The following is a 25,052-nucleotide window of genomic DNA, read 5'->3' on the forward strand; positions in this document are numbered from 1 at the left end:
GGATATTGTGGCGTTCGAGAACGTTGGGGAGGCGCAATGCCGGCCTGGGGCAAATTCACGATCGGACTGGCCGCCGCCCTCGCTGCGGGCTGGATCAGCCACGGCCCGCTTGGCCGGGGCGCCGCCTTCGTCGATTCGCTCCAGACCCAGGCCGACGCGGTGCTGGCGCGGGCCGAGGTGCCGGGCGTCCGCGCCCGCTTCGAGCGCGATCCCTTGAACCGGGAAGCCATCCTCTCCGGCGATGCGGACGAGTTCCAGCGCGAGGGTCAGGGCCAGTTTCCCGGCATCAACGACCGGATCGCCGCCATTCCCGGCATCTCCGGCTACCGGTGGGAGAACTGACCATGCCGCTCATCGCCGAAACCGAAATCCTCGTCGCCGCGGCTTACCTGATCGGCGTCGGCGTCGGCTGGCTGCTGTTCCGGCCGAAGCGCGAGACCTTCCTGTGAGGGCGCCCGGACGATGCTGACGCTCGCCCAATTCAACCTGCCGCTCCTCGCCACCGCGCTGGGAATAGGCCTCGTCACCGGCTGGTGGATGTTCCGCCGGCCCAACCGGAAATAACCAGGAAAGCGTATCTGTCATGACCTTCGACGCGACCACCATCGGCATCATCGTCGCCGTCCTCGCCGTCCTCATCCTCGGCTTCCTGATCATGCGGCCGAAGAAGGCCGCGCCGCGGGTCGAGCGGCCGGACGGCGCGCCCTATGTCGCGAACACCGAGCGGCCCTACATGAAGGCGAAGAAGGACGGGCCGGAAGGCAATGGCGTCACCGACGAGGTCGCCGCCGCGACCACAGACGTCGCCGGCGAGGTGCTGGGCGTCGAGGCGCATCGCGAGCTCGCCGGCGCACCCGCCGGTCCGGCCGACGACCTCACCCGGCTGAAGGGCGTCGGCCCGAAGATGGTCGCGCGCCTCCACGAGCTCGGCATCACCCGCTACGCCCAGCTCGGCGGCTTCAACGACACCGAGCTCGCCCATCTCGACGAGCGTATGGGCCCCTTCAGGGGCCGCCTCGCCCGCGACCGCGTCGCCGAGCAGGCCGGCTATCTGGCACGGGGCGACGTCGACGGCTTCGAGGTGAAGTTCGGGAAGCTGGGGGGATAGAGGCGGTATTAACGGGCGGTTTCGACCGCCCTTCTCTTATCCGCTACGGGTGGAAAGCGAACCTAAGCTGCCCCTTGAAATAGGATGGTCGACAGGTCCCGAAATCCCTCCGGCGTGCCCTCCCAGAAGGCTGATAGCTGACCGGGAAATCGCGCCTTGAGGTCCGCCAGCACAGGACTCGCCTGCGGTGCGTGCAATCGTACGAGCCAGCGCGCGAGGGGAAGGCCGGCGCGCGCCGCTCCACAGAGCACGCTTTCGGCCTCGGTTCCAATCCACCCGTCGTCAACCTCCGCCAAGTCGCGCGCCAAGGCCCACTCGAACCACGCATCCAGGAACTCCTCGATTACGCCCTGCTCTGCGGCGGACCACGATCTCCAGTTCGCGAGTCTCAGTTTCCCGAGAACGATTTCCGGGTCGTTGGCGTTTGTTGGGTCGCTCACCGAGATGTCCAGGATACGCGGCAAAAGATACCGAAAATCGAGTTCGCCGCCGACCGTGAGGAAAGCGCCCGATACATATCGCCAGAGTTGCTGGCCCGTAAGCTCTCGCAACGGAGTGGTCAGCAAGACATCCACACCCCGCGTCGAGATACAGCAGGGACATCCCTCGATTACGGCAGGGATCGGTAGTGCAAACGCTCGATAGACCGCCTCAACGGCCTCACGGACCCGCACGTCAGCGGAGGCGGATCGTGGACTGATCATCGCGGTAGCATGACGGCCAGCATAAATGTCTGCAATGGGTCGAAAGCAGCCGCCGGTGATTGTTGGATACAAATAGGATTTCGCCTGTCACCTTGGCGGGATGCGATCCGCGATTCGCCTCGTTCCGTCGCGCCGCCAGACCGGCCTTGCCCTACCCTTCGAACAGAGCGATTTTTTCGCCCAGGGAAGCTGAAACTTATGAACCTTATTCAGCCAAAGCGGGGCCAAGCTGAACGAATCGGCCGCCGTCGCGCGAGTCGCCGGGAACGCCTGTGAGCGGCCTCGCCACCACCCGCATCGCCCTTCCCACGGGCGTCACGCTGAACCTCCAGCGCGGCGGCGCGCGCGGGGAGCCGATCGTCCTCCTCCACGGCTTTCCGGAATCGCACCGCACCTGGCGCGCCGTCGCGCCCGCCCTTGCCGAGGACCATTTCGTCGTCGCCCCTGACCAGCGCGGCTTTGCGGGGTCGGACAAGCCCGAGGGCGTCGAGGCCTATGCGACCGAGCGGATCCTCGAGGACCTGATCGCGCTCGCCGATGTGCTGGAGCTGGAGCGCTTCACCCTGGTCGGCCATGACTGGGGCGGCGCTGTCGCCTGGCTGGCGGCGCTCCGGCATCCCGAGCGGGTCAAACGGCTGGTCATCGTCAACTCGCCCCACCCGCTCGTGTTCCAGAAGAGCCTGATCGAGGATGCGGACCAGCGCGCCGCCTCCCAATATATCCGCGCCTTCCGCAACCCGACGATGGAGCGCGGCATCGAGGCGATGGGCTGGGAGACATTCTACACCAAGACATTCGGCAGCCACGCCGATCTCTCGCTGATCCCGGCGGAGGAGAAGCAGGCCTATCTCGACCAATGGTCCGCGCCCGGCGCGCTCACCGCGATGCTGAACTGGTACCGGGCGAGCGGGATCGTCGTGCCGGAGACCGGCGAGGCGGCGGAGTTGCCGGCATGGACGCAGGCGCCGTTCCCGCACCTGACGATGCCGACGCTCGTCATCTGGGGTTTGAAGGACAAGGCCCTGCTCCCGGTCCAGCTCGGCACCCTGCACGACTATGTCGACAATCTCGCCGTCGCCGCCACCCCGGACGCCGGCCATTTCATCCCGTGGGAACATCCCGAGTTCGTGGTTTCGGCGATCCGGGATTTCATCGCCGAGACGCCTTAGCTATGTGCCCCGGCATGGCCACCACACCGAAACGCTCGCGGTCGCGCTCCGCCGCCCGGCTCGCCGCCGTCCAGGCGCTCTACCAGCAGGAGATGGAATCGACGCCGCTCGCCCGGCTCCTCCACGAATTCCACCACCACCGCCTCGGCGCGACGATCGACGGCGTCGAATATGCCGATGCCGAGGTCGAGTTCTTCGACGATGTCGTCGCCGGCGTCGATGCCCGCCGCGAGGAGCTGGACAGCCTGATCTCGGCCAGGCTCGCCGAGGGCTGGTCGCTGGCCCGGCTCGACAAGCCGATGAAGGCGATCCTGCGCGCCGGCGCCTACGAGCTCGCCGCCCGCGCCGACGTGCCGGTGGGCAGCGTGATCAGCGAATATGTCGACGTCGCCAAGGCCTTCTACGACGCCCGCGAAAGCGGCTTCGTCAACGGCCTGCTCGACGCCATCGCCAAAGAGGTGCGGCGGTAGTTTTCTGTCCCTCCCCCTTGATGGGGGAGGGTTGGGTGGGGGTGAACGCAGGTCGTAAGGCGGTGAGGATGAGGTATCGCCCTTCGGAAGACGCAACCGCCCGAGCGCGCATACTCCGTGCAAACGCCACGGATGCCGAGCGCGCGATGTGGCGGCTCTTACGAGAAAGCTTCCCCGAGGCACGCTTTCGGTTTCAGGTGCCGCTCCGGATGTTCACGGCGGACTTTGCAAGCCATCGCGCAAGGCTGGTGATAGAGATCGACGGCGGGCAGCATTCGGCCGAACGGGACATGCAGCGCACCCGCCTGATCGAAGCCGAAGGATATCGCGTCATTCGCTTCTGGAATCATGAGGTGCTTGGCAATCCGGAAGGGGTGTGGACGACTGTCCGGGCAGCGCTGCTCGAACGCCACCCCCTCCCCGACCCTCCCCCATCAAGGGGGAGGGAGAAATGAGCGCGGAATCGGCCTTCATCGAAAGCCTGCGCGCGCTGGCGGCTGACCCCGCCGCGCGCGGACTGATGGACGATGCGGCGGTGCTGGAGCTGGGCGGTACGAAGCTCGTCCTCACCCACGACATGATCGTCGAGGGGGTCCACTACCGGCCCGACGATCCGCCCGCGGACGTGGCGTGGAAGCTGGTCGCGGTGAACCTCTCCGATCTCGCCGCCAAGGGCGCGGCGCCCGTCGGCGCGCTGCTCGGCTACGCGCTGGGCGACAGCGAATGGGACGCGGCCTTCGCTGCGGGCCTGGGAACGGCGCTCAAGGCATTCGGCCTGCCGCTGCTCGGCGGCGACACAGTGGCCATGCCGAAGGGCGCGCCGCGCGCGCTCGGCCTGACGGCGATCGGGCGCGCCGAGGTCGCCCCGTCCCGCAGCGGCGGCGCGCCGGGCGACCTGCTCTGGGTCAGCGGGTCGATCGGCGACGCGGGCGCGGGCCTTGCGCTCCTCGATGCGGGCAAGGCGGAGCCGGCGGCGCTCATTGAGCGCTACCGCAATCCCCGCCCGCGTCTGGAAGCCGGCCAGCGGCTCGCGCCGCTCGTCACCGCGATGATGGATGTATCGGATGGTCTGCTGATCGACGCCGCCCGCATGGCCGAGGCGAGCGGGTGCGCGGCCTCGATCGAGCTGGATTCGGTCCCGCTTTCCGAGGCGTTCCTGAGCGAGAAGGGCGGCGAACGTGGCGCACGACTGGACGCGGCAACCGCCGGCGACGACTACGAACTGCTCTTCGCGACGCGCGAGGATCGGGCCCCCTCCATCCTCGCCCTCGCCGACGAGATCGGCCTCCCTTTGTCCCGCATCGGCCACTTCGAATCCGGTGCCGGCCTGGCGCTCCGCGACGCGGCCGGACCGGTGCCGCTGCCGGCCCGGATCGGCTTCGAGCATGGCCACTGAAGCCGCCGGATTCCGGCCCGTCCGCAAGCGGTTGCAACGCCCCGGCTTCCAACATAGGCTCCGCGCCCGCGGGCTCAGCGCCGCCAATGAATCAACAGGGGAAGGACATTCATGAACGTGGTGCTCATTGCGATAGGCTGCGGGCTTGTCGCCGTATTGTACGGCATACTCACATCGATGCAGGTCCTGCGCGCCTCCGCCGGCAACGAGCGGATGGTCGCGGTCGCCGCCGCCATCCAAGAGGGCGCCAAGGCCTATCTCGGGCGCCAGTACACCACCATCGCCATCGTCGGCGTCGTGGTCGCAGTCCTCGTCGGACTGTTCCTCGGCGTGAATGCTGCGATCGGCTTCGTCATCGGCGCGATCCTTTCCGGCGCCGCCGGCTATATCGGCATGAACATCTCGGTCCGCGCCAACGTGCGCACCGCGGAGGCCGCCCGCACCAGCCTGCAGAGCGGCCTCACCGTCGCCTTCCGCGCCGGGGCGATCACCGGCATGCTGGTCGCCGGCCTCGCGCTCCTCGCCATCGCGGGCTTCTTCTACGTGCTCGTCGCGGTGCAGGGGCATCAGCCCAACGACCGCGCCGTCATCGACGCGCTCGTCGCGCTCGCCTTCGGCGCCTCCTTGATCTCGATCTTCGCCCGCCTCGGCGGCGGCATCTTCACCAAGGCGGCCGACGTCGGCGCCGACCTGGTCGGCAAGGTCGAGGCCGGCATCCCCGAGGACGATCCCCGCAACCCGGCGGTGATCGCCGACAATGTGGGCGACAATGTCGGCGACTGCGCCGGCATGGCCGCCGACCTGTTCGAGACCTATGTCGTCACCGTCGGCGCCACCATGGTGCTGATCGCCCTGCTGGTGCAGGCGGGCGCGGAGCAGATGACCGCGCTGATGAGTCTGCCGCTGATCATCGGCGGCGTCTGCATCATCACCTCGATCATCGGCACCTACATGGTGCGCCTCGGCTCCTCCAACTCGATCATGGGCGCGCTTTACAAGGGCTTCTGGACCACCGCGATCCTCTCGGTCCCGGCGATCCTCTATGTCACCATGCAGACGCTCGGCGACATGAACGCCGTGATCGGCGGCGCTTCGGAGGTCGACCTGCTGATCGATCCGACCGCAGCCGCCGCGGCCGGCCAGGGCTTCACCGGCTGGGATCTCTTCTATTCGATGCTCGTCGGCCTTGCCGTTACCGGCCTCATCGTCTGGATCACCGAATATTATACCGGCACCAACTACCGCCCGGTGAAGTCGATCGCCAAGGCGTCGCAGACCGGCCACGGCACCAACGTCATCCAGGGTCTGGCGATCAGCCTCGAATCGACCGCGCTGCCGACGCTCGTCATCTGCATCGGCATCATCGTCTCCTACCAGTTCGCCGGCCTGATCGGCATCGCCTTCGCGGCCACCGCGATGCTGGCGCTGGCCGGCATGGTCGTCGCGCTCGACGCTTACGGCCCGGTCACCGACAATGCCGGCGGCATCGCCGAAATGTCGGGCATGGAGGAGGACGTCCGCACCCGCACCGACGCGCTCGACGCGGTCGGCAACACCACCAAGGCGGTGACCAAGGGCTATGCGATCGGCTCGGCGGGCCTCGCCGCGCTCGTCCTGTTCAGCGCCTATACGACCGATCTTCGCCAGTTCGCCGGCGAGCTCGGCGTGTCCTACGCCAACATCGACTTCACGTTGGCCAATCCCTACGTGATCGTCGGCCTGCTGCTCGGCGCGCTGCTGCCCTATCTGTTCGGGGCGATGGGCATGACCGCGGTCGGCCGCGCCGGCGGCGCGGTGGTCGAGGAGGTGCGCGAGCAGTTCCGCAACAATCCGGGCATCATGGAGGGCACGTCGCGGCCCAATTATGCCCGGACCGTCGACCTCGTCACCAAGGCGGCGATCAAGGAGATGATCCTCCCCTCGCTGCTGCCGGTGTTCACGCCGATCGTCGTCTATTTCGTCGTCCGCTACGTGGCGGGGCCGGAGCAGGGCTTCGCGGCGCTCGGCGCGCTCCTCATCGGCGTCATCGTCTCCGGCCTGTTCGTCGCCATCTCGATGACCTCGGGCGGCGGCGCCTGGGACAATGCCAAGAAATATATCGAGGACGGCAATTTCGGCGGCAAGGGCTCCGAGGCGCACAAGGCCGCGGTGACCGGCGACACGGTCGGCGATCCCTACAAGGACACGGCCGGCCCGGCGGTCAATCCGATGATCAAGATCACCAACATCGTCGCTTTGCTGCTGCTGGCGGCGCTGGCGGGCCACGGCGCTCTGTAGCGTCGCGCGGATTTGAATGAATTGTCATTGCGAGCGCAGCGAAGCAATCCAGTGCGGCTTCCGAGTTGGGCTGGATTGCTTCGTCGCTTCGCTCCTCGCAATGACGAAGCTGTTTTGACGTAAGATCAACGGGAACCCAGACACCAAACGGTGTCGATGTCAGGCCCGTCCGGAGCGATCCGGGCGTCCCTTATTTTGTTGCGGCGCAGCGCGGCGCGGCTATCAGGGCCGGCGATGGAACGGATGGACATCTTCGCCGGCCAGCTTGCCGCGCTCGGCGAGGCCGGGCGGCTTCGGTCTCTGGCCCCGCGCCTCGGAAGAGACTTTTCCTCGAACGACTATCTGGGCCTCGCCGGCGACCCTGACATCGCCCGCGCCGTCGCAGAGGCGGTCGTTCGCGGCGTGCCGGCCGGATCCGGCGGCTCACGCCTGCTGCGCGGCAATCATCCCGAACACGAGGCGCTCGAGGACAAGGCCGCCCGTTTCTTCGGTTCCGAGACCGCGCTCTATTTCTCGAGCGGCTTCGCGGCCAACATGGCGCTGTTCGCGACCCTGCCCCAGTCGGGCGACCTCGTCGTCGCCGACGAGCTGGTCCACGCCAGCGCCCATGAGGGCCTGCGCCGCAGCCGCGCCGAGCATCGCTTCGCCAGTCACAACGACGCGGACGCCTTTGCCGACATCGTCGCGGAGTGGCGGTCCGCCGGTGGTCGCGGCCGCGTCTGGCTGGCCTTCGAGACGGTCTACAGCATGGAAGGGGACGTCGGCCCGATCGACGACCTCGCCGCCATCGCCCGCGCCGAGGACGGCTGGCTGCTGATCGACGAAGCCCATGCGACCGGCGTGTTCGGCCCGGGCGGGCGCGGCCTCGCCGCCCATCTCGACGGCGCCGGCAATGTCGTGTCGCTCCACACCTGCGGCAAAGGTCTCGGGGTCGAGGGCGCCCTGGTGTGCGCCCCTCGCATCATCGTCGACTTCCTGGTCAACCGCGCCCGCAGCTTCATCTTCTCCACCGCGCCTTCGCCGCTGATGGCCGTCGCCGCCGGCGCCGCGCTCGACCGCTGCGCGCGCGGCGATGATCTGAGAGCCCGCCTCGATGCACTGCGCGATCATGCCGGCGCCCTGCTCGGCGCGCGTTTCGGGCTGCCGGCGCCGGCGAGCCAGATCATCCCGTTCGTGCTCGGCGACGAACGCCGGGCCATGGCGGCGGCCGGGGCGCTGCGCGCCGCCGGCTTCGACGTGCGCGGCATCCGCCCGCCGACCGTTCCGGACGACACCTCGCGGCTGCGCATCTCGCTTACGCTCAATGTCGGTACACATGATGTCGACGATCTCGCCGAAGCGCTCGCCGCGGTGCTGGAATGCGTGCCCGCGTGACCCGCCCGATCGTCGTCACCGGCACCGACACCGGCATCGGCAAGACCGTCTTCGCCGCCGGCCTCGCCGGCCTGCTCGGCGGCCATTACTGGAAACCCGTCCAGGCCGGCACGGACCCTGAGGGCGACAGCGAGACGGTGGCGCGCCTCTCCGGCCTGCCGCGCGACCGCATCCTGTCCGAAGCCTATCGGCTGAAGCTCGCGGCGTCACCGCACCTTGCCGCCCGGGAAGAGGGCGTCTCGATCGAAACCGGTCGCCTGGCCATCCCCGAAGTGAAGGGGCCGCTCGTGATCGAAGGTGCCGGCGGGGCGCTGGTCCCGCTCGACGAGGCCCTGCTCTTCGCCGATGTCTTCGCGATCTGGGGTGCTCCGGTGCTCGTCTGCGCCCGCACCGGGCTTGGCACGATCAACCACAGCCTGCTGACCGTCCGCGCATTGCGGGCCCTCGACGTCGACGTGATCGGCCTCGCCTTCATCGGCGACCCTCATCCCGAGAACGCGCGGATCGTGCCGAAGCTCGCCGGCGTGCCGTCGCTGGGCCGCCTGCCCTGGCTGGACCCGCTCACCCCCGGCGCCCTGGCCGAGGCGATGCGTACGCACATCGACATCGTGCCGCTGGCGAGGGCGCTGTGACCTCCCCGGTCTGGCATCCCTTCACCCAGCACGGCCTCGACGAACCGATCCCGCAGGTCGTCCGCGGCGAGGGGGCGGTGCTGCATTGCGCCGACGGGACGACCCTGATCGACGCGGTCTCGAGCTGGTGGGTGACGACCCACGGCCATTGCCATCCGCGGATCGTCGCGGCGATCGCCGAGCAGGCGGCGCGGCTCGATCAGCTCATCTTCGCCGGCTACACCCACGAGCCGGCCGAGACTGTGGCACGCGGCCTGATCGCGCTCGCCCCGGAAGGCCTGAGCCGCGTCTTCTTCTCGGACAGCGGCTCCACCGCCGTCGAGGTCGCGCTCAAGATGGCGCTCGGCTTCTGGCACCGCCGGGGCGACCCGCGCCACCGCATCCTCGTGCTGGAATATGGCTATCACGGCGACACGATCGGCGCGATGTCGGTCGGCGCGCGCGGGGTGTTCAACCGGCGCTACGAGCCGCTGCTGTTCGACGTCGGCACGATCCCGTTCCCGGCAGAAGCGAACGCCCAGGCGACGCTCGACGCCCTCGATGCCGCCTGTCGCGACACCACAGCGCCGCCGGCCGCCTTCATCGTCGAGCCGCTGCTGCTCGGCGCCGGCGGCATGTTGACCTATCCGGCGCCCATCCTCGCTGAAATGGCAGCGATCTGCCAGCGGCACGGCGTCCTGATGATCGCCGACGAGATCCTGACCGGCTGGGGCCGGACCGGCACGCTCTTCGCCTGCGAGCAGGCGGGGGTCGCGCCCGACATCATGTGCGTCGCCAAGGGCATCACCGGCGGCGCGCTGCCGCTCGCCGCGACGCTGGCGAGCGAACCGATCTTCGAGGCGCATCTCTCGCGCGACCGCGCCGACATGTTCTACCATTCGAGCAGCTACACCGCGAACCCGATCGCCTGCGCCGCCGCGGTGGCGAACCTCGCCATCTGGCGCGAGGAAGACGTGCTGGGACGGATCGATGCGCTCTCGACGATCATGGCTGGAGAGCTCGCCAGGCTGGCCGGCCACCCCGCGCTTGAGAGCCCGCGGCAGATCGGCTGCGTCGCCGCGATCGATCTCCGGACGGCCAGCGGCGGCTATCTCTCGGATGTGGCGCCGGCGCTGCGCGCCTTCTTCCTCGACCGCGGCCTGCTGCTGCGCCCGCTCGGCAACGTCCTCTACGTGATGCCGCCCTACTGCACGAGCACCGCGCAGATCGGCGACATCTTCGCCGCGATCGGCGACGCGGCGAACCGTTTCGGCGCGAAACATTCCGCCTGAGGCGCAGGGTTCCCTTTTCGCGGGCCAGCCGCTAAGGGCGTTCGGAATTTTTTCGAAGCAAGGATGTGAATGGCCAAGGAAGAACTTCTCGAGATGCGCGGGCAGGTGGTCGAGCTGCTGCCCAACGCCATGTTCCGCGTGAAGCTGGAGAACGGCCATGAGATCCTGGGCCACACCGCCGGCAAGATGCGCAAGAACCGCATCCGCGTGCTGACCGGCGACGAGGTGCTGGTCGAGCTCACCCCTTATGATCTGACCAAGGGTCGGATTACCTACCGCTTCAAATAGGCGCGGGACCGCGACATGCGGCTCGTGCTTGCCTCCTCATCGCCCCGCCGGCGCGAGCTGCTCGCGCGCATCGGTGTGGTGCCGGCGCGCCTCGCATCGCCTGACATCGACGAGGAACCGTGCCCCGGCGAGTTCCCGCGCCCCTATGTCCTGCGCCTGGCCGAGGAGAAGGCGAAGGCGGTCGAACGGGCGCCGGATGAGATCGTCCTTGCCGGCGACACCACCGTCGCGGTCGGCCGCCGCATCCTCGGCAAGCCGGAGGACGAGGCGGACCTGCGCCGCATGCTCGCGCTTCTCTCGGGACGCCGCCACCATTGCTACTCCGCCGTCTGCGTGGTCGGCCCGGACGATCGCGCCCGCACCCGCGTCTCCGACACGATCGTCGCGTTCAAGCGCCTGACCGCTCGGGAGATCGACCGCTACGTCGCCGGCGGGGAGGGCATGGGCAAGGCCGGCGGCTATGCGATCCAGGGTCTCGCCGAAGCCTTCGTCCGCTACCTCGCCGGCAGCCACTCGGGCGTCGTCGGCCTGCCGGTCTTCGAAACCCGCGCCTTGCTCGAGGCCGCCGGATACGATCTTGGCTGAGTGGCTCTACGAGGACGGGATCGGCGAGAACCGCGCGATCCTGGTCGAGGACGACACGATCGTCGAGGCCGTCATCGAATTGCCCGCCACGATCCGCGCCGGGGCCATCCTTCCCGCCCGGCTGACCTCGATCCTGATCCCCGGGCGGCGCGGCATCGCCGCGCTCGACGGCGGCGAAGAGGCGCTGATCGAGCCGCTGCCGAAGGCGCTGACCGAAGGCGCCGCCTTCCGCGCCGAGATCCTGCGGGAGGCGATTCCGGAACCCGGCCATCTCAAGCGTGCCGTGGGCCGCGCGACCGACGCGGACTTGCGTGCCGGGCCGGCGCTCAGCGAAAGACTCGGGGTCGGCGCGGCATCCGCTCATGGGCCCGATCGTTTTGAGCAGGCCGGATGGTCGGAGCTGCTCGAACAGGCGGCGACGGGGGAGATTCCCTTTCAGGGCGGATCGCTGCGGATGAGCCTGACCCCGGCCATGACGCTGTTCGATGTCGATGGCCCGCTGGCGCCGGCGGAGCTAGCGGAAGCGGGCGCGCGGGCCGCAGCCGAAGCGGTCCGGCGCCTCGGCATCGGCGGCTCGATCGGCATCGACCTGCCGACCGTGCCCGACAAGGCCGCACGCCAGCGCGCCGCGGCCGCGATCGACGTGGTCCTGCCGCAACCGTTCGAGCGCACCGCGGTCAACGGCTTCGGTTTCCTCCAGATCGTCCGTCGCCGCCAGCGCCCGTCGGTTCCGGAGATCGTGCAGGGCGACCCGTTGGGCGCCGCGGCCCGGGCGCTGCTCCGCCGGGCGGAGCGGATGGTCGGCGCGGTGACACTCCAGGCCGCACCCGCCGTGATCGGCCATATCGAGGCGCAGCCCGGCTGGGTCGCCGCGCTCGCCCGCCGCACCGGCGGCGCGGTCGCCTTGCGGGCCGAGCCCGGCCTCGCCATATCGGCCGGACATGCCCAGATCTCCCAAAGCTGACGCCTGCCCGCTCTGCGGCAAGCCGGCGACATCCTCGGCGAAGCCCTTCTGCAGCCAAGGCTGCCGCGACCGCGACCTCCTGAACTGGCTCGGCGACGCCTATCGCGTCCCCGCCGGACCGGCGGAGGACGAGGAAGGCACGGACGGGCTGGACAGGGAGGCCTAGGCGCCTTTATAGGCCCTGCTTCCCGCGACCCGAGCGGGGTGCGCCCAGGTAGCTCAGTTGGTAGAGCACGTGACTGAAAATCACGGTGTCGGTGGTTCGATCCCGCCCCTGGGCACCATCCCTTTCTGACAGCACAGCAGTCCGATTCCACGCTCATGCCGAGCCTGGCTCTCTCATCGCAGCCCAAAATGCGTGAGATGACATGTGTGTTTTAACGGATTATGGCTCCACATCCGGATTGGCTCTGCTAAGGACAAGTCAAGCGAAGCCGGTGGGCGATCGTTACCTGCGTAACGACAATGCTCGGCATGAGCGAACCCAATAAGGACGACGAAAGGCTTCCGAATCCATGGCCGACAGAAGTGCCTATGATCCAAGCAATGCCGAGTTCCGCTTGGAGAACTCGCCCTTTTACCTGATGGCGCATGCCGACTTCAAATATCACGAGGACATGGACAAGGTGCTGCACAAGCACGGTGTCTCCAAGCCGATCTACCGGATCATGACGGTCCTGCGCGAGCGGCAGCCGGCCAGCATCGGCGCCCTCGCCGAAGTGGCTCTCACCAAGAGATCGACCGTGAGCCGGATCATCGACCGGATGATCGAGCAGGGCTTGGTCACGACCGATCCCAATCCCGAGGACAATCGCATTACCGAGGTCACGCTCACGCCTGCCGGACAGCAGACGCTGCGAAAACTCACCCCGATCGTGGGGCGCCAGTTCGTGCGGGCGATGGAGGGAGTCAGCGACCGCGACATCGCCCATCTGCTGCGTACGCTGCACAAGATCAGCCAGAATTTGAGCAAGCTGCCGATCGAATAGGCGGCCTGCTCAGCGCGCTTCACGCTCCACGACCACCTCGCCGTCGGCGATCACGTAGCGCACCTGCCGGAGGTTCGCGAGATCGGCGAGCGGATCGGCGGCGGTGACCAGGATGTCGGCGATCTTGCCGGGCTCGATCGTGCCGAGCTTGTCCCCCATCCGCATGATCTCCGCCCCCACGCGCGTCGCCGAGGCAAGCACCTCGGCGTTGGAGAGGCCCGCCTCGCTGAGATAGCGGAGCTCGCGGAAATAGGCGTCGGGATAGCGACTCTCATTCTCGAACGGGATGTCGGTGCCGACGCCGATCGGCACGCCAGCGCGATGCGCCTCGCGCACACGACGGAGATGCTGTGCCTGATCAATCGGGAAGCGCCGCGAGTGCGTATAATAGAAGCCGCCGACGGGGATTCCGGCCGGCGGATAGCCCGTGGTCAGCAGGTTGTGGAACGCGCCGATCGTCGGCACGAAGGCGGTGCGGTGCTGCCGCATCAGCGCCACCGCCCGATCGCTCATGTCGAGCGGATGCTCCAGCGTGTCGACGCCGGCGGCAATCGCCATGTCGGTATAGGCACCGAAGCTGTCGATCGCGACCGGTACGCCGAGCGAATGGGCCTCATCGATCGCGGCGGCGATCTCCTCCTGCGTCGCGGGCGCGCTGATCTTGATCCAGTCGGCGAGGGCGCGGACCTGCTCGCGCACCGCCTCGCGCCATTCCCAGGGGCCGTTGGCGACGCGGCGCCCGCCGGAGCCCGCGGCACGCTGGCGGCCGGTCGCGGTCGAGGTCACCTCGTCGCCGTGGCCGCCGGGGCTGGCGATCAGCCGTCCGCTCCAGAACACGCGCGGCCCATGAATGATGCGACGGTCGACCCCTTCCTTGATGCGCAGCGCGACATCCTCGACCGTGCCGACATCGCGCACCGCGGTGATTCCGGCATCGATCAGCTGGGCGGCCAGTGCAGTGCCCCGAACCGCGGCGGCGGCCGGGCTGTCGAGATAGCGGCCCATGTCGTCGCCGCGCTGCTGGGTGAAATGGATGTGAAGATCGATGAGGCCGGGCATGATGTAGAGACCCGTCGCATCGATCACCCGGGTCGTGCTCGGAGGAACCGGCGTCGAAGCCGCCGGGCCGGCGGCAAGAATGCGGTCGCCCTGCATCACCACCACCGCATCGGAGACAGGCGCGCCGCCGCGCCCGTCTATCAGGGTGCCGCTGGTGAGGGCGACGATCGGCTCACGGCTGCGGTCGACGGGCGGAATCGGCAGTCGGCGAACATCGTCGGTGGTCTCGTAGGCCGCGGGCTGGCCCTGAAGTGCCGCGGGCGACGCAATGACGGTCGCCAGAAGCGCAAGCGCCATCCCGCTGAACCGCCCCCGCCGCTTCGTTCCATGCCGCATGCCGCTCTCCATATTATGTGAATTTACATATGATTTAAAACGTGATTCGCTTGACGGCACAAGCGGTTTTTGCTTCCTTCCTGCGCTGGCCGGCCGGGAAGGCTGCTCTTCTCCGGGAAAGCCGACCAGAGGAAGGACGACGACGTGCGCGGGGAGCCGGTTCGCCAATGAGCGCCGCGGCCGCATTGAGAACACCAGTGCAGGCGACGCTGGCCGACGCCATGCGCCTGGGCCGCGCCGGGCAGGCCGACGCGGCCGCGCGATTGCTCCATGCCGTGCTCGCAACCGATCCCGAGCACTATGACGCCTTGCAGCTTCTCGGCCTGCTGGCACGAGGTCGGGGCGACCATGCGGCAGCTGCAGACCTGTTCCGGAAGTCGTTGCGCGCCAATCCGTATCAACCGCACGTGCTCAACAATCTCGGCAATGCTCTCACCGGTCTTGCGAGGCAGGACGAGGCGATCGCCGCCTATCGCGAGGCGCTGCGGCTGCAGCCCGCCTATCAGGAGGCGGAGGTCAATCTCGCCAGCGCCCTGCTGGCGCGGGGGGAAGCGGTCGAGGCATGTGACGTACTGAAGGCGGCGACTCGCCGGGCGCCGCAGGACGGCAAGGCCTGGGCGCTGCTGGGGCGGGCGCTGCGGGCCGGCGGGCGGCTCGACGAGGCAGTCGCCGCCCTGCGAACCGCACTTGAGCTCCGGCCCGGCCATGTAGCCACGAAGCACAATCTCGCCGTGGCGCTGCGGCTCGCCGGCCGGCCGGACCAGGCGCTTGCGCTGCTCCGACAATGCGCCGCCGCCGACCCGGGATCGCCCGAGATCCGCTACAATCTCGGCCACTGCCTCCAGGATCTGGGAGACACCAAAGGCGCGGCCCAGGCCTATCGCGAGACCATCGCGCTCCGCCCCACCGATCGCGATGCCCATGCCTCACTGAACCGGCTGTGCTGGCAGGCCGGCGACCATGCCGCCTATCTCGCCAGCTATCGGGACGCCCTGCGGCTCCATCCGCGCGATTCGGGCTTGCTTGCTGACCTTGCCCATCAACTTACTCTGTCCGGCCAGGCGGCCGAGGCAGTGGCGCTGCTGACGCCCGCTGTCGGCCGGAGCGCGGTAACCGCCGACATCCATCACCGCCTCGGGCAGGCCTTATGGTCGCAGGGCCGGATCCCCGAGGCGCTGGTCCAGTTCGCGGCCGGACGCGAGCGCGAGCCAAACCACGCTCCTTTGCGCCGGGAGACGGCCCGATCGCTGATCATTCTCGAACGATACGAGGAGGCGCTCGCCGTCCTCGGCGAGGAGAATTTCGATCAGCAGGCACTTGCTTATCAGGGCCTGTGCCGGCGTTTCCTGGGCGACGCACGTGCCGCCGCGCTGAACGACTATGACCGCTTCGTCGGCGGCGCGATCCTGACGCCGCCGGAGGGCGACATCGTCACCTTCAACGCGCAGCTGGCTTCGACGCTGGCGGGACTTCATGTGATGGCGGAACATCCGCTGGAGCAGACGCTGCGCGGCGGCACCCAGACGATCGGCGATCTCTTCGACCGGCGCATCCCGGAAATCCGCACCATCCGCGCGATGATCGAGGCTGAGGTCGCGCGCTATATCGCCGCGCTGCCGAACGATCCCGGCCATCCGTTCCTTGCACGCAAGTCGAGATCCTTCGCCTTCTCGGGATCATGGTCGGTCCGGCTCCGGCAGGGCGGCCATCATGTGAACCACGTCCATCCCGAGGGGTGGATCAGCTCCTGCTATTATGTCGCCCTGCCGCCGTCGGTCTCGGGAGGCAGTCACCAGGGCTGGCTGAAGTTCGGCGAGACGGCGCTGCATCTCGGCGCCCGTGAGGAAGTCGCGAAGCTGGTGCGGCCTGAAGTGGGAAAGCTCGTTCTCTTTCCATCCTATTTCTACCACGGGACGGTGCCGTTCGAGGACGACGCGTTCCGGACGACGATCGCCTTCGACGTCGTGCCGGCGCCCTGACGCCGGCCAGTCGAGCCATTATGGGAGAGGAGCGAGACATATGACAAGCCAGCTGCTTCAGCAATTCGCCCAGGCGGTGACGTCGGGCACGATCCGGACGGTCGACCTGACCCAGACGCTGTCGCCAGACACGCCGACACTCGTCCTTCCCGAGGAATTCGGCCAGTGCGCCGGCTTCAGCCAGCAGGAAATCTCGCGCTACGACGAGCGCGGCGTCGCCTGGTACTGGAACAACTTCACCGTCGGCGAGCATACCGGCACGCATTTCGATGCGCCGATCCACTGGGTGACCGGCAAGGACCTGCCCAACAACGCGCTCGACACGGTTCCGCCAGCCGACTTTATCGCGCCGGCAGTGGTGATCGACGTATCGGAGAAGGCGACGGCCGATCCCGATTATCTGCTGACCGTCGCCGACATCGTCTCCTGGGAGGCCGATCATGGCTGCATCCCGCCGCGCAGCTGGATCCTGCTGCGCACCGATTGGTCGAAGCGGCCAGTCGATGCCTACACCAACCGCCGAGACGATGGCGCCCACACGCCCGGGCCCTCGTCCGAGGCGGTGCGCTTCCTGGTCGACGAGCGCGACGCGCACGGATTCGGCGTCGAGACGATCGGCACCGACGCGGGTCAGGCCCACCTGCTGGAGCCGCCCTATCCCGCCCACACCCTGTTCCATGCCGCGGGTCGCTACGGCCTCCAGTGCCTGCAGAATCTCGACCAGTTGCCGCCGACCGGCAGCGTGGTGATCGCCACCCCGCTCAAAATCGCCGGCGGCTCGGGCAGCCCGCTGCGCGTGCTCGCCCTCGTCGCGGGCTAGGACGGATGGCCGAACGCTCGTTCAAGGCCGAGGTCGAGCAGCTCCGCATCGGAGCGGGCGAGGTCTTTCGCGGCGAGGGTATCCTGGCGGTCACCAAGGCGCTGCTCCAGTCCGGTGTCGCCTATGTCGGTGGCTATCAGGGGTCGCCGATCAGCCATCTGATCGACGTCTTCGCCGACGCGAGCGAGCTGATGGCCGAGCTCGGCGTCCATTTCGAATCGAGCGCGAGCGAAGCGGCGGCGGCGGCGATGCTGGCCGCCTCGGTCAACTATCCCCTGCGCGGCGCGGTCGCGTGGAAATCGGTGGTCGGCACCAACGTCGCCTCCGATGCGCTTTCCAACGTCGCCTCGGGCGGCGTGACCGGCGGTGCGCTGGTCATCCTCGGCGAGGATTATGGCGAGGGCTCCTCGATCATGCAGGAACGCACCCACGCCTTCGCGATGAAATCGCAAATGTGGCTGCTCGATCCGCGGCCCAATCTCTCGCTTATCGTCGATATGGTGGAGAAGGGGTTCCAGCTCTCCGAGGCGTCGAACACGCCGGTCATGCTGGAGCTGCGCGTGCGCGCCTGCCACATGACCGGTCGCTTTGCCGCCCGCGACAACCGGCGGCCGACGATGACCGTCGTCGAAGCGACCGAGGCGCCGAAGCGCGACATCGAGCGGATCGTGCTGCCGCCCGCCAATTTCCTTCACGAGGTCGAGAAGGTCGAGAAGCGCTGGCCGGCGGCGCTCGACTTCATTCGCATGCACGGGCTCAACGAGCGTTTCGGGCCCGCCACCGATGAGATCGGGATCATCGTCCAGGGCGGCCTGTTCAACTCGCTCAACCGGGCCATGGAGCTCATCGATCTGTCCGACGCCTATGGCGGCGCGCGCATCCCGGTCCATGTGCTCAACGTCACCTACCCGCTGGTGCCCGACGAGGTGCACGATTTCTGCGCGGGCAAGCACGCCGTACTGGTGGTCGAGGAAGGCCAGCCCGAATTCATCGAGCATGAGCTGAACACGCTGGTGCGCCGTGCGGGCCTCCAAACGCAGATCATCGGCAAGGACGTGCTGCCGCGCGCGGGGGAATATAGCGGAACCGTGATCCGCGACGGGCTCGCCGCCTTCCTGCGCAGCTGGGCGCCGGACCGCGCGCCGCCCGTGGCCCCGACGCTCCCACCCGCCTTACCACCGAGCGCTGTGCCGCAACGCCCGGCCGGCTTCTGCACCGGCTGCCCGGAACGGCCGATCTTCTCGGCGATGAAGCTGGTGCAGAAGGAGCTGGGCGCGTTCCACGTCTCGGCCGACATCGGCTGCCACCTCTTCTCGATCCTGCCGCCCTTCCACATCGGCAATACGACGATGGGCTACGGACTGGGCACTGCCGGCGCCTCGGCCTTCAAGCCGCGGGACAAGCGCGCGATCGCGATCATGGGCGACGGCGGCTTCTGGCACAACGGCCTCACCTCCGGGATCGGCAATGCGGTCTTCAACCAGGACGACAATCTCACCATCGTCATCGACAACGGCTATGCGGCCGCGACCGGCGGGCAGGACATTCCGTCCTCCAAGGCCGAAAATGCCAACCGGCGCACCAACAATCCGATCGAGAAGGCCGCGCGCGGTGTCGGCGTGGGCTGGGCAAAAACACTGACCCGGACCTATGACGTCGCGGCGATGCGCGATGCGATCCGCGAGGCGGTGACCGCGCCGGAGAAAGGGCCGAAGGTCCTCGTCGCCCAGTCCGAATGCCAGCTCAACCGGCAACGGCGGGTGAAACCGTTGATGGCAAAGGCGATCAAGTCCGGGGAGCGGGTGGTGCGCGAGCGGTTCGGCGTCGATCCGGACACCTGCACGGGCGACCACAGCTGCATCCGCCTGTCGGGCTGCCCCTCGCTGACGATCCGGCCCAATCCCGATCTCCTGCGCGAGCATCCGGTCGCCCATGTCGACAACAGTTGCGTCGGCTGCGGCGTGTGCGGCGAGGTGAGTCATACCGCCGTGCTCTGCCCGTCCTTCTACAAGGCGGAAATCGTCTTCAATCCGAACCGGCGGGACCGGATCGGCGCGCGCCTGCGCGGCTGGGCGATCGGCGCGTTGCAGCGCCGCGCCGACCGCAAGCGTGCGGCGCGGGCCTTTTGACGATGGCCCGCGAACGGATCGCGATCGCGATATTGGGGCTGGGCGGCCAGGGCGGCGGCGTGCTCGCCGACTGGATCGTCCAGCTCGGAGATAAAAACGGCTATGTCGCGCAAGGCACGTCCGTGCCGGGCGTCGCGCAGCGGACGGGATCGACCGTCTATTATGTCGAGATGATGCCGGCGGGCGGGCCGGCCGAGCCGGTGCTGGCCCTGATGCCGGTGCCCGGCGATGTCGATATCGCCATCGCGTCCGAGTTGATGGAAACCGGCCGCGCGATCCTGCGCGGCTTTGTCGCGAAAGACCGCACGACGCTGATCGGATCGACGCACCGTATCTATGCCATCTCGGAAAAGTCCGCGATGGGGGATGGCCGAGCGAGCGCCGAACGCATCCTGACGGCGGCGCGGGAGCGGGCGAAGAGCTTCATCGGCTTCGATATGGACGCCGCGGCAGAGCGGGCCGGATGCCCGATCAGCGCAATCCTGTTCGGCGCGCTGGCAGGAAGCGGCGCCCTGCCCTTCCCGCGCGCTGTGTTCGAAGCCGCGATCCGCGCCGGCGGCAAGGCAGTGGACGCCAATCTCGCCGGCTTCGACGCGGGCTATGCGGCCGCGCAGGGCGGGAACGAGGAGACTTGGGCTGTGGAAGCGGCCGCTTCCCCTCCCACCAGCGCGGCCGGCCAAGCGCTGGTCGCCCGCATCCACTCCGAATTGCCGGAATCCGCATATGCGTTCGCGATCGAAGGCGTGCGGCGGTTGATGGACTATCAGGACGAAGCTTATGCCCGGCTCTATCTCGACCGGCTGGGCAGCATCCCGTCCGGCGACGGCGCACTGATCGCCGAGGCCGCGCGGCATCTGGCGCTGTGGATGGCCTATGAGGACACGATCCGCGTCGCCGACCTCAAGATTCGCGCCAGCCGCTTCGCGCGCGTCCGCGAGGAGGTACGCGCGGCGCCGGATCAGATCGTGCGGGTGACCGAATATATGCACCCGCGGCTCGAGGAGGTCTGCGAGACGTTGCCGGCCGGGCTCGGGCGCCGGATCCTGGCGAGCAAGCGGCTCTCGAACTGGCTGCACCCCTTCTTCGCCAAGGGTCGCCATGTCGAGACGACGGGCCTCCGGTGGTTCCTGATGCTGAACCTCCTCGCCGGTTTCCGGCGCTGGCGGCGAAAGAGCCTGCGCTACGCGGTGGAGCACGCGCGGATCGAGGCGTGGCTGGAGTTGGTGCGGGCGGCGGCGCGCGATTCGGCGCTCGCGCTGGAGCTCACCAAGTGCCAGCAGCTCATCAAGGGCTATGGCGACACCTTCGCCCGCGGGCTTGCCAATTACGACCGGATCGTCGCGCGCTATCGCACTGGCGGTGTCGACGCCGGGGCCCTACGCCGCCTGCGCGAAGCGGCGTTGGCGGATGAGGATGGCGAGGCGCTGGACCTAGCGCTGGCGGGCTGAGCGCTCCGCGATCCAGCGATCGACAAGGTTTTCGAGGACGCGCATCGGCACCTGGCCCTGCGCGAGGATCAGATCGTGGAAGGCACGGATGTCGAAACGGTCATCGAGGCGCTGCTCGGCGCGGCGGCGCAACTCGACGATCTTCAGCTCGCCGACCTTGTAGGCGACCGCTCCGCCCGGTGCGCCGATATAGCGGGCCAGTTCGGTGTCGATGTTGATATCGGCGAGCGCCGTGTTCTCGGTGAAGCAGGCGCGGGCCTGCGCATAGCTCCAGCCCATCACGTGGATGCCGGTGTCAACGACCATCCGGCACGCCCGCCACATCTCGGTCGAGAGGCTGCCGAAGGCTTCATAGGGATCGCGGTAGATGCCCATCTCGTGGCCGAGCCGTTCTGCATAGAGCGCCCAGCCTTCGCGATAGGCGAGCATGTCGCCCTCGCGGCGGAAGGCCGGAAGATGGGTCAGCTCGCCGGTGCGCGCCATATGGGTATGATGGCCGGGCGCGGCTTCGTGGAGGGTCAGAGCGGGCAGCTCGTAGAGCGGGCGCTGATCGAGGTGCGAGGTGTTGACGAGAAAGCGACCGGGAAAGCCCCGGCTGAAATCGCCGCCGGCATAGCGGGCGGTCGTATAGCCTTCCTCCACGTCGCGCGGCACCGGCTCGACCGCGAAGGGCTGGCGGGGCAGCATGCCGAAATAGCGCGGCAGCACCCCGTCAATCCGCTTGGCGACGGCGCTGGCCCGCTCCAGCAATTGCTCCCGGCTGGTCGCGTAGAAGCGCGGATCGGTGCGCAAATAGTGGAGCCATTCGGCGAACGTGCCCCGGAATCCTGCAGCGGCGATCACCTGCTCCATCTCGCTCCGGATACGCCGGACCTCGGCGAGACCCATGTCATGGATCTGCTCTGCGGTGAGATCGGTGGTCGTGTAGTAGCGCAGCAGGAAATGGTAATAGGCGCGCCCCTCAGGAATCGAGGCGATGCCGATCTCCGGCCGGGCGCGGGCCCGATAGGGGCCGTCAATGAAGGCGAGCGCGTCGCGCTGGGCCGGGCGGACCACCTCCGCGATCGTCCGGGTCGCTTCGGCGAGCAGCGCGCTGCCGACCGGGAGAGCCTTCAGAGGATCAAGGAGCGGGTCTTCTGCTGGAGGGCGGGCGATCTGGTTGCGCAGCACGCCGACGGCAACGTTGACGACGACCTCCGGCTGGGTCCAGCCGGTGGCGATGCCGCGTTCAAGATTGGCGCGTTGCTCGGCGAAATAGGCGGGCAGGGTCGCGAGCCGCGCGATCCAGGCGCGGGCGTCCGCTTCGTTGCGGACCGTGACCGAGCGGGCGGTGTAATAGGGCGTATTGTAGAAGCCCTCGTGCGCCACGAAGGCGAAACGGCGCTCATCGAAGTCGATGCCCTCGATCCGCCACCCGATCAGTTCACCGAGATAGTCGCGGTTGATCGCGTCCTCGCCGTCGGGCGGACTCTCGATGGCGGCGAGCCGGTCACGGAGCGCGACGAGGCCTGCACGGCGCTCGGCCATTGCGGCAGGGCTCTCGCGCGGCCAGCCCTCGCGAGCGCTGGACGGATCCGAGCGGCCCGCTTCCCTGGGATGTTGCTCGGTGAAGCGCTCATAGTCGTCGATCACGTCCGGCAGCCCCTGCGCCGACAACGGCGCAGCGAGAAGAAGCGCGATCGACGGAAGGGCGGCACGGATCATCGTCCTCAGTCCGAGAGATAGGCCAGGGTCATCATCGCCTTGGGCAGCCGTGCCGCCGCCCGGAAAAACGGGAACGGTTTGGGCTTACGCGGCTGGACTGACATGGTCCCAAGATCATTGGTCGCCAGTGCCCCGGCGAGTTCGACGCCGATCGCGCTGTTGAGCGAGATGCCGCGGCCATTGCAGGCCTGGATCGCCAGCGCACCGTCGCCGAGATCATAGATTTCCGGAAGGAAGGAGGCATTGATCCAGGCGACGCCCTCCCAGACGCTTTCGATCTCGACCGTCTCGAATCCCTTGAAATAGCGCACGAGCCGCCGCTTCGCCTCGTTGCGGCGGGCCTGCGCGCCGCGCACCACGAAGGTCTTCGGGAAGGCCGAGATCAGGCGACCGGCGCCGTCGTAGCGCGCCGAGAAGATATAGGGCGACTTGTCGGTAAACGCCCCGCCCTCCGGCAGTACGCGGGCACGCAAATCCGGCACAAGCGGCGCCGTCGCGAACTCGTAGACGTGAAGTGGCAGTGCCGCGTGGCGCATTGCCGGATGGAGCCCGGCATTGCCGCCGTTCGCGGCAAGGACGATACGGCGCGCGCCGATCAACCCGGCCGGGGTCCGGGCATGCCATCGGTCGCCGATGCGGGCGAGGTCGGCGACAGGCGTCTCGACATGAATCCGCGCGCCGGCCGTGACGGCGGCGCGCGCCAGCCCGCGGGCATAGGCCAGCGGATTGAGCCAGCCGCCCTGACCGAAGCGCAAGGCCCCGCAATAAGCGCGTGACCCGAGCCGGCGCTGGGTTTCGGCGCCGTCAATGACCGAGACGTCGAAGCCCCGCGCCCGCCACTGTTCGGCGGTATCCCGCTGGGCGGCGGCGAGCCGGTGCGTATGGACCGGCGTGTAGAAACCGTCCTGCCGGGCGTCGCAGTCGATGCCGTGGTGCGCGATGAGATCGAAGCAGCGCTGCGCAGCCTCCCCGACCAGCCGGGTCATCCGCTCGCCCGCCTCGTTGTTGCCCAGCGCATGGCCGATGCTGGCCGGGCTGTGGCGGATATAGTCCGGCGCGATCAGGCCACCGCTCTGGCCGGTCGCGCCGCTGCCCAGCTGCGCCGCCTCGACGAGGAGCACATCGACGCCCCGCTCGGCGAGGTGCAGCGCGGTCGAAAGGCCGGCGATGCCGCCGCCGATGACCAGCACGTCGGTCTCGGCATTGCCGTCGAGCGCCGCCAGCTTCGGGGCGGCCGGCGCCGTCGCCTGCCACAAGGTGGCGGACGGATCGGCGGGATCCGCGACAGGGCCGGTGCTCGCGAGCATCAGGCCCGTCCCCGTCGGATGGCGGGTTCGAAGGGCGAGGATGCCGTGCCGGAGGGAAAACGCACCCCTCCGAGAGCCGGGAATAACTGCAATGTCATCGAACTCGACTGTCCCCTGGCGCCCGCCAACCGGAGCGGACGCGTTACACCTAGGCCGGCGCGGCGGCCGTCTCCGGTCTTCGCCGCGCGATCGCGACGAAGGCCAGGACGACGACGAGCGCCACCGGCGTGTTCATGATCATCGGCAGCGACATCTCGTTGTTGCCGACGATGGAGACGGCGATGAAGATCGCCGTCCCCTCCTGGCGCATGAGATGCTCGATGCCGATCGCGATATTCTCGCGCCGCCTGAGACCGGCGAAGCGGATGAGCGTCATCACGATCGCGACCATCGCGACGTTGAGGCCGACCGTGATCCAGAACAAAGCGCCGAGATTCTGGCGCAGCACCGGGATCTGGTCGAACAGGATGAAGCCGAACGAGGTGAACAGCACGATCGTCGCGGCGCGCTTGATATGACCCTTGATCCACAGCGCGAATTCGGGGCGCAGCGCGCGGATGATGAAGCCGGTGCCGGCGGGCAGCACGGTGATCGAGAAGATGTCCCAGAAAAAGGAGGCGAGCGGCACCTCGACATCCGCCTCCAGCCCCATGAAATGCAGGATCGCGAAATGGGCGTAGAAGGGGACGACGACGACGTAGATCATGCTGAGCAGCAGCGTCATCGACATGGACAAAGCGAGATCGCCCTTCGCCATATCGGTGAACAGGTTGGAGAGCATGCCGCTCGGGGTCGTCGCCAAGAGGATGAAGCCGACCGCGAGCGCCGGCGTCGGCGCCAGGGTGAAGGCGATGACGAGGCCGAGCAGCGGCGGCACGATCAGCATCGAGCAGAGGCCGATGATCAGCGCCCGCTTGTTGCGGAACACCTGCCGGAAATCGTCGGCGACGAGCGACAGGCCCATCGACAGCATCACGCAGACCAGCGAGCCCGGCAACAGCCAGTCTCCCATCAGCGCCATCAGGTCGGAATATTGCATGGCG

At 68.2% G+C, this 25,052-nt stretch carries 24 protein-coding genes and 1 tRNA gene; 20 read left to right on the forward strand and 5 right to left on the reverse strand.

Annotated elements, in window-relative coordinates; translation table 11 throughout:
- Nucleotides 1–36: 36 nt before the first annotated feature.
- Nucleotides 37–342 carry a hypothetical protein gene (locus RCO27_RS09590; protein WP_309002452.1) on the forward strand — a complete coding sequence of 102 codons (306 nt, stop codon included), beginning with the start codon at nucleotides 37–39 and terminating at the stop codon, nucleotides 340–342.
- Between the two features lie 241 nt (nucleotides 343–583).
- Nucleotides 584–1,108, forward strand: a complete 525-nt coding sequence (locus RCO27_RS09595; RefSeq protein WP_309002453.1) for a hypothetical protein — start codon at nucleotides 584–586, stop codon at nucleotides 1,106–1,108.
- A gap of 62 nt (nucleotides 1,109–1,170) precedes the next feature.
- On the opposite strand, the gene RCO27_RS09600 is transcribed toward RCO27_RS09595, so the two are convergent.
- Entirely contained in the window at nucleotides 1,171–1,674 is a 504-nt protein-coding gene (locus RCO27_RS09600) for a hypothetical protein (protein WP_309002454.1), read from the reverse strand.
- A gap of 410 nt (nucleotides 1,675–2,084) precedes the next feature.
- On the opposite strand from RCO27_RS09600, the gene RCO27_RS09605 reads away from it, so the two are divergent.
- From RCO27_RS09605 to RCO27_RS09670, 14 genes are all read left to right on the forward strand, one after another.
- A complete protein-coding gene (locus tag RCO27_RS09605; protein ID WP_309002455.1) occupies nucleotides 2,085–2,981 on the forward strand; it encodes an alpha/beta hydrolase in 897 nt (298 codons plus the stop codon).
- Nucleotides 2,982–2,995: 14 nt separating this feature from the next.
- Nucleotides 2,996–3,451, forward strand: coding sequence for a transcription antitermination factor NusB (gene nusB, locus RCO27_RS09610; protein ID WP_309002456.1), 456 nt, complete (start codon nucleotides 2,996–2,998; stop codon nucleotides 3,449–3,451).
- Between the two features lie 68 nt (nucleotides 3,452–3,519).
- Nucleotides 3,520–3,906, forward strand: a complete 387-nt coding sequence (locus tag RCO27_RS09615) for an endonuclease domain-containing protein (protein ID WP_309002457.1) — start codon at nucleotides 3,520–3,522, stop codon at nucleotides 3,904–3,906.
- Nucleotides 3,903–4,847: a thiamine-phosphate kinase gene (gene thiL, locus RCO27_RS09620; RefSeq protein WP_309002458.1), complete on the forward strand. Its 945-nt coding sequence runs from the start codon at nucleotides 3,903–3,905 to the stop codon at nucleotides 4,845–4,847. The genes RCO27_RS09615 and thiL overlap by 4 nt, the downstream gene beginning before the upstream one ends.
- A 111-nt stretch (nucleotides 4,848–4,958) precedes the next feature.
- Complete coding sequence (locus RCO27_RS09625) at nucleotides 4,959–7,124, forward strand: sodium-translocating pyrophosphatase (RefSeq protein ID WP_309002459.1); 2,166 nt, start codon at nucleotides 4,959–4,961, stop codon at nucleotides 7,122–7,124.
- Nucleotides 7,125–7,358: 234 nt separating this feature from the next.
- On the forward strand, nucleotides 7,359–8,498 hold the full coding sequence (locus tag RCO27_RS09630; protein ID WP_309002460.1) for an 8-amino-7-oxononanoate synthase: 1,140 nt from the start codon (nucleotides 7,359–7,361) through the stop codon (nucleotides 8,496–8,498).
- Nucleotides 8,483–9,130: a dethiobiotin synthase gene (gene bioD, locus RCO27_RS09635; protein WP_309002461.1), complete on the forward strand. Its 648-nt coding sequence runs from the start codon at nucleotides 8,483–8,485 to the stop codon at nucleotides 9,128–9,130. Before RCO27_RS09630 ends, bioD begins: the two co-directional genes overlap by 16 nt.
- On the forward strand, nucleotides 9,127–10,401 hold the full coding sequence (locus RCO27_RS09640) for an adenosylmethionine--8-amino-7-oxononanoate transaminase (RefSeq protein WP_309002462.1): 1,275 nt from the start codon (nucleotides 9,127–9,129) through the stop codon (nucleotides 10,399–10,401). The genes bioD and RCO27_RS09640 overlap by 4 nt, the downstream gene beginning before the upstream one ends.
- Nucleotides 10,402–10,470: 69 nt before the next feature.
- On the forward strand, nucleotides 10,471–10,689 hold the full coding sequence (gene infA / locus RCO27_RS09645) for a translation initiation factor IF-1 (RefSeq protein WP_309002463.1): 219 nt from the start codon (nucleotides 10,471–10,473) through the stop codon (nucleotides 10,687–10,689).
- A gap of 15 nt (nucleotides 10,690–10,704) precedes the next feature.
- Nucleotides 10,705–11,274, forward strand: coding sequence for a nucleoside triphosphate pyrophosphatase (locus tag RCO27_RS09650; protein WP_309002464.1), 570 nt, complete (start codon nucleotides 10,705–10,707; stop codon nucleotides 11,272–11,274).
- Complete coding sequence (locus RCO27_RS09655; protein WP_309002465.1) at nucleotides 11,267–12,238, forward strand: ribonuclease; 972 nt, start codon at nucleotides 11,267–11,269, stop codon at nucleotides 12,236–12,238. The genes RCO27_RS09650 and RCO27_RS09655 overlap by 8 nt, the downstream gene beginning before the upstream one ends.
- Nucleotides 12,216–12,404: a DNA gyrase inhibitor YacG gene (locus RCO27_RS09660; protein WP_309002466.1), complete on the forward strand. Its 189-nt coding sequence runs from the start codon at nucleotides 12,216–12,218 to the stop codon at nucleotides 12,402–12,404. Before RCO27_RS09655 ends, RCO27_RS09660 begins: the two co-directional genes overlap by 23 nt.
- A gap of 42 nt (nucleotides 12,405–12,446) precedes the next feature.
- Nucleotides 12,447–12,522, forward strand: a tRNA-Phe gene (locus RCO27_RS09665).
- Nucleotides 12,523–12,753: 231 nt separating this feature from the next.
- Nucleotides 12,754–13,227 (forward strand): MarR family transcriptional regulator, encoded by a 474-nt coding sequence (locus tag RCO27_RS09670; RefSeq protein ID WP_309002467.1) that lies wholly within the window; start codon nucleotides 12,754–12,756, stop codon nucleotides 13,225–13,227.
- 9 nt (nucleotides 13,228–13,236) lie between these two features.
- Here the strand turns inward: RCO27_RS09670 and RCO27_RS09675 are convergent, their stop codons facing one another.
- Entirely contained in the window at nucleotides 13,237–14,622 is a 1,386-nt protein-coding gene (locus RCO27_RS09675; protein ID WP_309002468.1) for an amidohydrolase family protein, read from the reverse strand.
- Nucleotides 14,623–14,789: 167 nt separating this feature from the next.
- Between RCO27_RS09675 and RCO27_RS09680 the strand changes: the two genes are divergently transcribed.
- From RCO27_RS09680 to RCO27_RS09695, 4 genes are read left to right on the forward strand one after another with little or no spacing between them, the layout of a single operon-like run.
- The gene (locus RCO27_RS09680) at nucleotides 14,790–16,601 is read left to right on the forward strand and encodes a tetratricopeptide repeat protein (protein WP_309002469.1); all 1,812 of its coding nucleotides are present in this window, start codon (nucleotides 14,790–14,792) and stop codon (nucleotides 16,599–16,601) included.
- Nucleotides 16,602–16,641: 40 nt separating this feature from the next.
- Complete coding sequence (locus RCO27_RS09685) at nucleotides 16,642–17,421, forward strand: cyclase family protein (RefSeq protein ID WP_309002470.1); 780 nt, start codon at nucleotides 16,642–16,644, stop codon at nucleotides 17,419–17,421.
- Nucleotides 17,422–17,426: 5 nt separating this feature from the next.
- Nucleotides 17,427–19,550 carry an indolepyruvate ferredoxin oxidoreductase subunit alpha gene (locus tag RCO27_RS09690; protein WP_309002471.1) on the forward strand — a complete coding sequence of 708 codons (2,124 nt, stop codon included), beginning with the start codon at nucleotides 17,427–17,429 and terminating at the stop codon, nucleotides 19,548–19,550.
- Between the two features lie 2 nt (nucleotides 19,551–19,552).
- On the forward strand, nucleotides 19,553–20,998 hold the full coding sequence (locus tag RCO27_RS09695) for an indolepyruvate oxidoreductase subunit beta family protein (protein WP_309002472.1): 1,446 nt from the start codon (nucleotides 19,553–19,555) through the stop codon (nucleotides 20,996–20,998).
- Here RCO27_RS09695 and RCO27_RS09700 read toward each other — a convergent pair.
- From RCO27_RS09700 to RCO27_RS09710, 3 genes are all read right to left on the reverse strand, one after another.
- The gene (locus RCO27_RS09700; protein ID WP_309002473.1) at nucleotides 20,981–22,702 is read right to left on the reverse strand and encodes a DUF885 family protein; all 1,722 of its coding nucleotides are present in this window, start codon (nucleotides 22,700–22,702) and stop codon (nucleotides 20,981–20,983) included. The genes RCO27_RS09695 and RCO27_RS09700 overlap by 18 nt on opposite strands.
- Before the next feature lie 5 nt (nucleotides 22,703–22,707).
- Complete coding sequence (locus RCO27_RS09705) at nucleotides 22,708–24,009, reverse strand: FAD-dependent oxidoreductase (RefSeq protein ID WP_309002474.1); 1,302 nt, start codon at nucleotides 24,007–24,009, stop codon at nucleotides 22,708–22,710.
- A gap of 148 nt (nucleotides 24,010–24,157) precedes the next feature.
- Nucleotides 24,158–25,048, reverse strand: coding sequence for a hypothetical protein (locus tag RCO27_RS09710; protein WP_309002475.1), 891 nt, complete (start codon nucleotides 25,046–25,048; stop codon nucleotides 24,158–24,160).
- Between the last annotated feature and the right edge of the window lie 4 nt (nucleotides 25,049–25,052).

The organism is Sphingosinicella sp. LHD-64 (genome assembly GCF_031157375.1).
Classification (GTDB): domain Bacteria; phylum Pseudomonadota; class Alphaproteobacteria; order Sphingomonadales; family Sphingomonadaceae; genus Allosphingosinicella.